The sequence below is a fragment of the Neisseria sp. HMSC055H02 genome (assembly GCF_001813335.1).
Lineage (GTDB): Bacteria > Pseudomonadota > Gammaproteobacteria > Burkholderiales > Neisseriaceae > Neisseria > Neisseria sicca_C.
This window is the reverse complement of sequence record NZ_KV812125.1, coordinates 32,517-43,826: the sequence shown is the minus strand read 5'-3', so window position 1 is coordinate 43,826 and position 11,310 is coordinate 32,517. Positions and strand designations below refer to the sequence as shown.

Sequence of the window (11,310 nt, the reverse complement as noted above, 5' to 3'; positions counted from 1 at the left end):
TTGTAGCGTGGGCTATGCCCGCGAAACTTGTGGTTTGGCAATCCGAATCCGTCCGTTGTTTTTGCACTCATGTCGCGGGCAAAGCCCACGCTACAAGTTTCAGACGACCTTCCCTGCGTTTTCCAGCATCAGGACGAATTGTGCCAAATCTTGCGGCAGCGGGGCTTCTAAGATGAGTTTTTCGCCTGTCAGCGGGTGGTCGAGGTGCAGCTCGGCGGCATGCAGGAACATCCGTTTCAAACCGAGTTTCTGGAGGCGTTTGTTGGCTTGGTAGTCGCCGTAGCGTTCGTCGCCGGCGATGGGGCAGTGCTGCGATTGGAGGTGGACGCGGATTTGGTGGGTGCGGCCGGTTTTCAGGGTGGCTTGCACGAGGGTGAGGTGCGAGAGGCCGACTTGGTGCAGGAGGTCGTCTGAAAAGCGGTTGAGCACGCGGAAGATGGTGTGCGCGGATTGTCCGTCTTCGCTGACGCGCACCATTTTTTCGCCTTGTGCGCCGGTGTATTTGAATAGGGGTAGTTTGACGTGGAAGCTGTCGTTCGGCAGTTTGCCTACGCCCAGCGCAAGGTAGATTTTTTTGGGGTGGTCGTTGCGGATGGCTTCGTGCAGTTTGACGAGCGCGCTGCGTTTTTTGGCGATCATCAGGAGGCCGCTGGTGTCTTTGTCGAGGCGGTGGACGAGTTCGAGATAGCGGGCCTCGGGGCGGGCGCGGCGGATTTGTTCGATGACGCCGAAGCTCACGCCGCTGCCGCCGTGGACGGCGGTGCCTGCGGGTTTGTCGATGACGAGCAATGCGTCGTCTTCGTAGATGATGGTAAATTCGCGCGCGGGTACGGCTTGGGCGCGGTTTTCAGACGACCTTTGTTTTTCGGCGGTGCGCACGGGCGGGATGCGGAGCAGGTCGCCTGTTTGGATGCGGCTGTCGGGCTTGCAGCGTTTTTTGTTCAGGCGCACTTCGCCGGCGCGGATAATGCGGTGGATATGGCTTTTGGGTACGCCTTTGAGGATTTTTATCAGATAGTTGTCAAGGCGTTGTCCGGCTTCGTGTTCGGCGACGGTAATCAGGCTGACTGAATCTTTGCTTATTGCGTGCGTTTTCATCTATAATCCCGAACATCCGTTTCGGCAGAAACCTGTACAAACAGGCCGTATGGGACGGATGGTATTGTTAAAACGAGATTTTATATTAAAAACGCACTCTGCAAAGCATTTTCCCTGCGTTTATGCCAAAGCCCGTAAACGCAGGAACGTGATTAAGTTTGATTTGATTTTGCCGATTTGACCGGGCATAAGACGAGGGGCGGGTGTTTGACAAACCTGCCGCGCCGCACCGTTCGAAACTTCCGGCATAACGATAATAAGAAGATGTCGGCTACCTGTTTTCTAAGCCGGGCCTGTACCGTCCGGACTTCGGCGGCGGACGGAGTGTTCCGCCGCATTGTTCTTTATTGCCTTCTTTATCCGTATCCTTCCGCACACGGCCGCATTGTTTTGGGCGGCGTGCAACCTTGCGGACTTCAATTCAAAAACTGATTGCTCATCCGGGTTTCTGCATTCCGCGCCGAAAAGGGGCGCGGGCTATGCCTAATCCCGCCCGCCTCGCAGAGTGTCTGACAAAGAGCAGGCAGGTCGTCTGAAAAGGCTGCCCGCCTGTGCGAGGTAATGATTATGAAAAGAATGTTGTTCAATGCAACGCAGGCCGAAGAGCTGCGCGTTGCCATTGTCGATGGGCAAAACCTTTTGGATTTGGACATCGAAACGCTGGGTAAAGAGCAGCGCAAAGGTAATATTTATAAGGGTATCATCACCCGCATCGAGCCGTCGCTGGAAGCGTGTTTCGTAGATTACGGAACCGACCGCCACGGCTTTTTGCCGTTTAAAGAGGTGTCCCGTTCGTATTTCCAAGATTACGAAGGCGGCAGGGCGCGCATTCAGGACGTGCTCAAAGAAGGCATGGAAGTCATCGTCCAAGTTGAAAAAGACGAACGCGGCAACAAAGGAGCGGCGCTGACCACCTTCATCAGCCTTGCTGGACGCTATCTGGTATTAATGCCCAACAACCCGCGCGGCGGCGGCGTATCCCGCCGTATCGAAGGCGAAGAGCGCCAAGAACTCAAAGCCGCTATGGCAGAACTCGACATTCCGAACGGCATGAGCATCATCGCCCGCACCGCCGGCATCGGCCGCAGCGCGGAAGAGTTGGAATGGGATTTGAACTACCTCAAACAGCTTTGGCAGGCCATCGAAGAAGCCGGTAAGGCGCACCACGAACCCTACCTCCTCTTCATGGAAAGCTCGCTGCTCATCCGCGCCATCCGCGACTATTTCCGTCCCGACATCGGCGAAATTCTGGTGGACAATCAAGAGGTTTATGACCAAGTTGCCGAGTTTATGAGCTACGTCATGCCGAGCAACGTAGGTCGTCTGAAACTCTATGAAGACCACACGCCGCTGTTCTCCCGCTTCCAAATCGAACACCAAATCGAAAGCGCGTTCGCCCGCAGCGTCAGCCTGCCTTCCGGCGGCGCGATTGTGATCGACCACACCGAAGCCCTCGTTTCCATCGACGTCAACTCCGCCCGCGCGACACGCGGCGCGGACATCGAAGACACCGCCTTCAAAACCAATATGGAGGCCGCCGAAGAAGTCGCCCGCCAAATGCGCCTGCGCGACTTGGGCGGTTTGGTCGTCATCGACTTCATCGACATGGAAAACCCCAAGCATCAGCGCGATGTTGAAAACGTCCTGCGCGACGCGCTCAAAAAAGACCGCGCCCGTGTGCAAATGGGCAAACTTTCCCGCTTCGGCCTCTTGGAATTGAGCCGCCAACGCCTGAAACCCGCTTTGGGCGAAAGCAGCCATGTCGCCTGCCCGCGCTGCGCCGGTACCGGCGTCATCCGCGGCATCGAATCGACCGCCCTGCACGTTTTGCGCATCATTCAAGAAGAAGCGATGAAAGACAATACCGGCGAAGTGCACGCCCAAGTGCCCGTCGATGTTGCTACCTTCCTGCTGAACGAAAAACGCGCCGAGCTGTTTGCGATGGAAGAGCGTTTGGACGTCAACGTCGTCCTGATTCCGAATATCCACTTGGAAAATCCGCACTACGAAATCAACCGCATCCGCATCGACGACGTAGAAGAAGACGGCGAACCGAGCTACAAACGCGTTACCGAGCCGGAAGAAGATGAATCCGCCAAACCTTTCGGCAGCGAAAGAGCCAAAGCCGCCCGTCCCGAACCCGCCGTCAAAGGTGTGCGCCATACCCAGCCTGCCCCGACCGTATCCGAGCAGAAAAGCGGTTCATGGTGGGATACCTTCAAAGCATGGCTCAAACGCATTTTCGGCGGCAATACCGCAGCCGAAACCGCGCCTGTTGCCGAAGTGGCGGAAAAACGCACTTCAAACGGCAACAACCGCAACGGCAATTCCGGCAACCGCCGCGCAAACAACCGACGCCAAAACCCGCGCCGCAACAACAGGCACGACGGCAGCAAGGTAGAAGTGCGCGAAGTGGCGGACTTCAAAGACAAAGCAGCGGACAATCAGGCAGCAGAAAACGAAACCCGTAATGCCAAAGACAACCGCCGCAGCCGCAACCGCCAAAACGAGCGCAACGCCGCAGCGGAAGCCGAAAACCTCGAAGTTCAAGCGCTTGCCGCCGCAACGTCGTCTGAAAACGAGTCCCGTTCAGGCGAGCAGGCGCAAGGCAGCAAACGCCGCCGCAACAACAACCGCAACGAACGCAACCGCGAACAAGCGGAAATCCGTGCGGAAGAAACCTTGTCCGAAGCAGTGGACAACGCAGCGGAAGAGGGCGTGCAAACCGCCGATAACGATGCACCGAAAGGCAACGAACGCCGCCAACGCGAGCGCAACAACCAACGCGACCGCCGCGAACGCAACAATCAGCGCGACCGCCGTCAAAACGGTAAAAAACGCAATATTCCGTCTGCCGCCAAAATCGAGCAGTACCTGAATATTCACGATACCGCCGACAAAGTCCGCTTCGCCGCCGCGCACGTCATGGGCGAGCCTGTCGAAGAAGAACCGTTTGCCGTAACCATCCCCGCTCCCGAGGATAGTGCCGAGCCTTTGGTTGTCGTCGTTTCCGAACCCGTTGCGGCCACTGAAGAAGCCTTCGTGTTCTCCATCGAAGGCGAAGAAGCGGACAGCGGCATCCTGATCGAAGACAGCACCGACGACGAATGCAGCATCATCGACTCCGCCATCGGCAGCGTCGAAGAAACCCCGACCTCCGTGTTCGCCATCGAAACCGAAGACGGCTACCAACCGATGACCGCCGTCCCTGCCGAAGGTGAAGCCGAAGCCGTCGCCGAAATGGAGGAAGAGCTGGTCGTTTGGAAAGCCGAGCGCGAAGCCGCCGCCGCCATCGAAGCCCTTGCCGCAGCAGCAGCGGCCGCAGCCGCCCAAACAGCAGAATCCGAATCGCAAATTGCGCCGGAAGCAGGCCAAGCGGAAGCGACCGAGCCGGAAGAAACTGTCCCTGCCGTTGCCGCGCTGCCCGACTTAGGCGGTTTGGTGTTCGTCGAAACCAATCCCGAAGCCGTCGCCGCCTTTGCCGAACAGGTTCAGCCCGAACCCGAATCCGGCCTGCGCCGCGCGGACGTGCCGAAAGTCGAAGCCGAACCCGTTGCTGCCACCGAAATGGTCTTGGTGGAAACGCGTAAAGACTGAAGGCTGAAAGAAGAGGGCATCGTTAAGATGCCCGAATCGACAAAAAGGTCGTCTGAAACCCTAAATCCGGTTTCAGACGACCTTTTGTATGCAGTCCAACCTATTTTCTTTTTTGACAATGTTTATAGGCAATCCAGACAGCAAGAAGCAGCGGCAACAAAAAACGGGCATAGGGATACCAAGGATGATTGATGTGCCAGTATCCGTGCCGTCCTTGCGGAACGGTGTCGTAGCGGTAACGGTCGGGATAAAAATTAATCCAAACCGTTATCGCTATCCATATCGCAATATCCCTGATTATTTTCATGCTACTTCTCCTTAATCAACTGTCCGAGAGTGTCATTTCAAGCCGCGGGTACGGGTTGGTTGGGGGATTCTCGGTTGAAGGTCGTCTGAAAATCGGATTTCGGGTTTTCAGACGACCTTTGCCGTTCTTTACGCACTGAATTTCCGTCCATGTTCCATGTCCTGCCTTGCAGGTAAAGGAGAACGGTCAATGCGGCGCGGATAGAGGTTTTGGCTATATCCAAAGCATCAGGAGTTATTTAGCCTGCGTCAGCCCGTTTGTTAAAATCCGTCGTTTTGCCGGTTGATTGAACGGCATTTTCCAATAGAAACAAACCATAACCATGACCCACACACAGCAAAAATCCCCCAACCTTTGGCTGGTGACCGCCGCTGCCGCCGCCATCCTGCTGATTACCATCGGTATGCGCATGACTATGGGACTGTTTGTCCGTCCCGTCGTCGACTCTACCGAGCTGAGTATCCAAGAGTTCAGCCTGATTATTGCCGTTTTCCAGTTGATGTGGGGCGTGTCCCAGCCGCTTTCCGGCGCGCTTGCCGACCGCTTCGGCGCGTTTAAGGTTTTGGGCGGCGGCGCGTTGCTGTTGGCTTGTGCCTGCTTGATGGTGCCGCAGATGCCGACTTATTGGGGGCTGATGCTGGCAATCGGGCTGCTTTTTGCATTCGGAACGGGCGCGGGCGGTTTCTCCATCATCATGGGGCAGGTCGCGGCGAAAGTGCCGCCGCACAAACGCGGTTTGGCTTCGGGGCTGGTCAACGCGGGCGGTTCGGCGGGGCAGTTTCTGTTTGCGCCGCTGGTGCAGGGTTTGCTGGTGTTGCCCGCCGTCGGCTGGACGGGGACGTTTTATGTTTGGGGCGGGATTGCGCTTTTAATCCTGCCGATTTCGTGGTGGCTGGCGGGCGGCAAAAACGCTGTCGCCACGCACCATACGTCGTCTGAAAACGGGCAATCGCTGGGGCAGGCAGTCAAAGCAGCATTTAAAGACCGCAGCTACATCCTGCTGCACTTGGGCTTTTTTACCTGCGGTTTCCACATCGCGTTTTTGGTAACCCACCTGCCCAACGAAATCGCGCTCTGCGGCCTGCCCGCTTCGGTCGCTTCGACTTCGATTGCGATTATCGGTTTGGCGAACATCGCGGGCTGCATTTTTTCGGGCTGGTGTACGGGGCGGTTTTTGGGCAAATACGTTTTGTTCGGACTCTACGCCTCGCGCGTGGCGATGGTGCTGATCTACCTTGCCGCCCCGAGAACCGACGTCAATTTCTACATTTTCGCCGCCGCGCTGGGCTTCACTTGGCTCGCTACCGTCGCCCCGACTGCTGCGATTACGGGCAAACTGTTCGGCACGCGCTATCTGGCGACGTTGTTCGGGCTGACGATGTTGAGCCATCAAATCGGCGGTTTTTTAGGCTCGTATATCGGCGGCATCGTGATTTACCGGTTCAACGATTACGGCTGGATGTGGTATGCCGACGCGGTGTTGGCGGGGGCGGCGGCTTTGCTGAACCTGCCGATACGCGAAAAGAAAGCGGCGTAAACCGCTGCGACGCAACCAAGACAGGTCGTCTGAAAATCGGATTTCGGGTTTTCAGACGACCTTTTTGATTATTATGCATAGTTTAAAGTTTGTTTGAACAGGATTTGTTACAATGCGCCTTTCTTTTTGATGTTGTTCTCCCATTATGACTGACTCCCAACCAAGCACGATGCAGCGGATTTTTTCGCGCAATATGCTGATCTGTATTTTTACGGGCTTCACATCGGGGCTGCCGCTTTATTTCCTATACAGCCTGATTCCGGCGTGGCTGCGCCTCGAAAAAATTGATTTGAAGACCATAGGCCTGTTTGCCCTGATTGGTTTTCCCTATACTTGGAAATTTATCTGGTCTCCGCTTCTAGACTCTGTACGCCTGCCGTTTTTAGGTTTGCGGCGCGGTTGGATGCTGGTGATGCAGATCGCGCTTTTGCTGCTTTTGGCTGCCTATGCGTTTGTCCGCCCGCAAGAACATTTGTCGATTATTTTGGGACTGTCTTTGGTAGTGGCGTTTTTTTCTGCCAGTCAGGATATTGTGATCGACGCTTTCCGTCGCGAAGTGTTATCCGATGAAGAGTTGGTTTTAGGTAACTCGCTGTATGTGAATGCCTATCGTATTTCCTCGTTGATTCCCGCTTCATTAAGTCTGATTTTAGCCGATAGGATGCCTTGGTCGTCCGTCTTCATCATTACCGCGCTATTCATGATTCCGGGGTTGCTTGCCACTTTATTCGTGGCGCGAGAACCGGCACAACAACCCGTAGGTGCAAAAGGGTTTAAAGATACCGTTGTTGAGCCGTTCCGCGATTTCTTTACCCGTCAAAGCGTTAAACAGGCGTTGATTATTTTGGCTTTTATCGTGCTGTATAAACTGGGCGACAGCATGGCAACTGCGCTGGCACCCGCGTTTTATATCGATATGGGTTTCTCAGCAACTGACATCGGCTTGATTGCGAAAAATGCGGGGTTGTGGCCGGCGGTGATTTTCGGGATTATCGGCGGTATTTGGGTAAACAAATTAGGCGTGAACCGTGCATTGTGGCTGTTTGGTTTGGTGCAATGGGTTACGATTTTAGGTTTTGCGTGGCTGGCAAGTTTCGGACATTTCGAGCATGTGGGTGCATCGGAACGAACCATGTTGGCAGTCGTCATTGCTGCCGAGGCAGTTGGTGTAGGCCTGGGTACGGTGGCATTTGTGTCGTATATGGCGCAACAAACCAATACCGCATTTACCGCCACGCAGTTTGCGCTGCTGTCCAGCCTATCCGCCGTACCGCGTACGTTTATGAATGCGACAGCAGGGTTTCTGATTGAAGCGATGGGCTACGTCAATTTCTTCTGGCTGTGTTTCATATTGGGGATTCCAGGCATGTTGTTGCTGTTTAAAGTTGCACCTTGGAACGGAGATAAAGCGAAATAGACCGTTGTTTGAATGTATCGGTAGGATAAAAGGTCGTCTGAAAACCATTGATTGTGGTTTTCAGACGGCCTTTTGTTAAATATGGAAGGTGATTTGTGTGTAAACAACACACCGCTTCCCTCGGATATATAGACGGCGAAATATAGATTTATAGAGATAAAAAGCACGAGTAAGCCCCTGTGTTAAAAAAATATTGGTATTTGCTTGATTTGTCGATTATAATGGCGGACTTGGTGCATTTGTGCCAAGTTTTATCATTGTCCGAAGGCAGGCCAATCGTAGCCAGCCCCTTTACTTTAAAAGGAAAATAATCATGACTTTAGGTCTGGTTGGACGCAAAGTTGGTATGACCCGCGTGTTCGACGAACAGGGTGTTTCTGTTCCGGTAACCGTTTTGGATATGTCTGCCAACCGCGTTACACAAGTAAAATCCAAAGATACTGACGGCTATACCGCCGTTCAAGTTACCTTTGGTCAGAAAAAAGCTAACCGTGTCAACAAAGCCGAAGCTGGACACTTTGCAAAAGCAGGTGTTGAAGCAGGTCGCGGTTTGATCGAGTTTGCTTTGACTGAAGAAAAACTGGCTGAATTGAAAGCCGGTGACGAAATCACCGTTTCTATGTTTGAAGTCGGTCAACTGGTCGATGTAACCGGTACCTCTAAAGGTAAAGGTTTCTCCGGTACGATCAAACGTCATAACTTCGGTGCCCAACGTACTTCCCACGGTAACTCCCGTTCTCACCGTGTTCCAGGTTCTATCGGTATGGCGCAAGACCCAGGTCGCGTGTTCCCCGGTAAACGCATGGCCGGTCAATACGGCAACACCAAAGCAACTGTCCAAAAACTGGAAGTTGTCCGTGTTGATGCAGAACGCCAACTGCTGTTGGTTAAGGGTGCTGTTCCGGGTGCGGTCAACAGCGATGTTGTAGTTCGTCCTAGCGTGAAGGTAGGTGCGTAATGGAATTGAAAGTAATTGACGCTAAAGGACAAGTTTCAGGCAGTCTGTCTGTTTCTGATGCTTTGTTCGCTCGCGAATACAATGAAGCGTTGGTTCATCAGCTGGTAAATGCCTACTTGGCAAACGCCCGCTCTGGCAACCGTGCTCAAAAAACCCGTGCCGAAGTAAAACACTCAACCAAAAAACCATGGCGTCAAAAAGGTACCGGCCGTGCCCGTTCCGGTATGACTTCTTCTCCGCTGTGGCGTAAAGGTGGTCGTGCGTTCCCGAACAAACCCGACGAAAACTTTACTCAAAAAGTAAACCGTAAAATGTACCGTGCCGGTATGGCGACTATCCTGTCCCAATTGGCCCGTGACGAGCGTTTGTTCGCGATCGAAGCGTTGACTGCTGAAACTCCTAAAACCAAAGTTTTTGCTGAACAAGTGAAAAATCTGGGTCTGGAGCAAGTGCTGTTTGTAACCAAACAGCTCGATGAGAATGTTTACTTGGCTTCACGCAACTTGCCAAACGTGTTGGTTTTGGAAGCTCAACAAGTTGATCCTTACAGCTTGCTGCGTTACAAAAAAGTAATCATCACTAAAGATGCAGTTGCACAATTAGAGGAGCAATGGGTATGAATCAACAACGTTTGACTCAAGTGATTTTGGCACCTATCGTTTCTGAAAAAAGCAACGTATTGGCTGAAAAACGCAACCAAATGACGTTTAAAGTTTTGGCAAATGCAACCAAACCTGAAATCAAAGCTGCTGTTGAGCTGCTGTTCGGTGTTCAAGTTGCTTCTGTAACTACCGTTACTACTAAAGGTAAAACTAAGCGTTTTGGTCGTACTTTGGGCCGCCGCTGCGATGTTAAAAAAGCTTATGTAAGCTTGGCTGCCGGTCAAGAGTTGGATTTGGAAGCCGCTGCTGCAGCTGCAGATAAGGAATAAACAAAATGGCAATCGTTAAAATGAAGCCAACTTCTGCAGGCCGTCGCGGCATGGTTCGCGTGGTAACAGAAGGTTTGCACAAAGGTGCGCCTTATGCACCTTTGCTCGAAAAGAAAAATTCTACTGCCGGTCGTAACAATAATGGTCATATCACCACCCGTCACAAAGGCGGCGGTCATAAACACCATTACCGTGTTGTAGACTTTAAACGTAACAAAGACGGTATCCCTGCAAAAGTAGAGCGTATCGAATACGATCCTAACCGTACTGCTTTCATTGCACTGTTGTGCTATGCAGACGGTGAGCGTCGCTATATCATCGCTCCTCGCGGTATTCAAGCCGGTGCTGTATTGGTTTCCGGTGCTGAAGCTGCCATCAAAGTAGGTAACACCCTGCCGATCCGCAACATCCCCGTTGGTACAACTATCCACTGTATCGAAATGAAACCTGGTAAAGGTGCACAAATTGCGCGTTCTGCCGGTGCTTCTGCGGTATTGTTAGCTAAAGAAGGTGCATACGCTCAAGTCCGTCTGCGCTCTGGCGAAGTTCGTAAAATCAACGTAGATTGCCGTGCAACCATCGGTGAAGTCGGTAATGAAGAGCAAAGCCTGAAAAAAATCGGTAAAGCTGGTGCCAATCGTTGGCGCGGTATTCGTCCGACCGTTCGTGGCGTTGTCATGAACCCTGTCGATCACCCGCATGGTGGTGGTGAAGGTCGTACCGGTGAAGCTCGCGAACCGGTTAGCCCATGGGGTACTCCTGCTAAAGGCTACCGCACTCGTAATAACAAACGCACGGATAACATGATTGTTCGTCGTCGTTACTCAAATAAAGGTTAATTAGTATGGCTCGTTCATTGAAAAAAGGCCCATATGTAGACCTGCATTTGCTGAAAAAAGTAGATGCTGCTCGTGCAAGCAACGACAAGCGCCCGATTAAAACTTGGTCTCGTCGTTCTACCATTCTGCCTGATTTTATCGGTCTGACCATTGCTGTACACAACGGCCGCACCCATGTGCCCGTGTTTATCAGCGATAACATGGTTGGTCATAAATTAGGTGAATTCTCATTGACCCGTACCTTTAAAGGCCACTTGGCTGATAAAAAGGCTAAAAAGAAATAAGGTGAATCATGAGAGTAAATGCACAACATAAAAATGCCCGTATTTCAGCTCAAAAAGCTCGTTTGGTAGCTGATTTGATCCGTGGTAAAGACGTTGCCCAAGCTTTGAATATTTTGACTTTCAGCCCTAAAAAAGGTGCTGAGTTGATTAAAAAAGTATTGGAATCAGCTATTGCTAATGCCGAGCACAATAACGGTGCCGACATTGATGAGTTGAAAGTGGTCACTATCTTTGTTGACAAAGGTCCAAGCTTGAAACGTTTCCAAGCTCGTGCCAAAGGTCGCGGTAACCGCATTGAAAAACAAACTTGTCATATCAATGTGACAGTGGGCAACTAAGGAA

At 52.6% G+C, this 11,310-nt stretch carries 11 protein-coding genes; 10 read left to right on the top strand and 1 reads right to left on the bottom strand.

Going from position 1 to position 11,310, the window contains the following annotated elements:
• Positions 1 to 99: 99 nt before the first annotated feature.
• Positions 100 to 1,098 (bottom strand): RluA family pseudouridine synthase, encoded by a 999-nt coding sequence (locus HMPREF2907_RS10230; protein ID WP_070682607.1) that lies wholly within the window; start codon positions 1,096 to 1,098, stop codon positions 100 to 102.
• Between the two features lie 567 nt (positions 1,099 to 1,665).
• On the opposite strand from HMPREF2907_RS10230, the gene HMPREF2907_RS10225 reads away from it, so the two are divergent.
• From HMPREF2907_RS10225 to rplV, 10 genes are all read left to right on the top strand, one after another.
• Entirely contained in the window at positions 1,666 to 4,695 is a 3,030-nt protein-coding gene (locus HMPREF2907_RS10225; RefSeq protein ID WP_210388603.1) for an Rne/Rng family ribonuclease, read from the top strand.
• 88 nt (positions 4,696 to 4,783) lie between these two features.
• Positions 4,784 to 5,017, top strand: a complete 234-nt coding sequence (locus tag HMPREF2907_RS13015) for a hypothetical protein (protein WP_168160634.1) — start codon at positions 4,784 to 4,786, stop codon at positions 5,015 to 5,017.
• A gap of 307 nt (positions 5,018 to 5,324) precedes the next feature.
• Positions 5,325 to 6,539, top strand: a complete 1,215-nt coding sequence (locus tag HMPREF2907_RS10215) for an MFS transporter (RefSeq protein WP_070682605.1) — start codon at positions 5,325 to 5,327, stop codon at positions 6,537 to 6,539.
• 169 nt (positions 6,540 to 6,708) lie between these two features.
• Entirely contained in the window at positions 6,709 to 7,956 is a 1,248-nt protein-coding gene (locus HMPREF2907_RS10210; RefSeq protein WP_053090196.1) for an AmpG family muropeptide MFS transporter, read from the top strand.
• Positions 7,957 to 8,269: 313 nt separating this feature from the next.
• On the top strand, positions 8,270 to 8,914 hold the full coding sequence (gene rplC / locus HMPREF2907_RS10205) for a 50S ribosomal protein L3 (RefSeq protein ID WP_002215400.1): 645 nt from the start codon (positions 8,270 to 8,272) through the stop codon (positions 8,912 to 8,914).
• Positions 8,914 to 9,534, top strand: a complete 621-nt coding sequence (gene rplD, locus HMPREF2907_RS10200) for a 50S ribosomal protein L4 (protein ID WP_002218573.1) — start codon at positions 8,914 to 8,916, stop codon at positions 9,532 to 9,534. The genes rplC and rplD overlap by 1 nt, the downstream gene beginning before the upstream one ends.
• Positions 9,531 to 9,845: a 50S ribosomal protein L23 gene (gene rplW / locus HMPREF2907_RS10195; RefSeq protein WP_210388602.1), complete on the top strand. Its 315-nt coding sequence runs from the start codon at positions 9,531 to 9,533 to the stop codon at positions 9,843 to 9,845. Before rplD ends, rplW begins: the two co-directional genes overlap by 4 nt.
• 5 nt (positions 9,846 to 9,850) lie before the next feature.
• Positions 9,851 to 10,684: a 50S ribosomal protein L2 gene (gene rplB / locus HMPREF2907_RS10190; RefSeq protein ID WP_003742892.1), complete on the top strand. Its 834-nt coding sequence runs from the start codon at positions 9,851 to 9,853 to the stop codon at positions 10,682 to 10,684.
• A 5-nt stretch (positions 10,685 to 10,689) separates the two neighbouring features.
• Positions 10,690 to 10,968, top strand: coding sequence for a 30S ribosomal protein S19 (gene rpsS / locus HMPREF2907_RS10185; protein WP_002215422.1), 279 nt, complete (start codon positions 10,690 to 10,692; stop codon positions 10,966 to 10,968).
• An 8-nt stretch (positions 10,969 to 10,976) separates the two neighbouring features.
• Complete coding sequence (gene rplV, locus HMPREF2907_RS10180; protein WP_003675877.1) at positions 10,977 to 11,306, top strand: 50S ribosomal protein L22; 330 nt, start codon at positions 10,977 to 10,979, stop codon at positions 11,304 to 11,306.
• Positions 11,307 to 11,310: the final 4 nt, after the last annotated feature.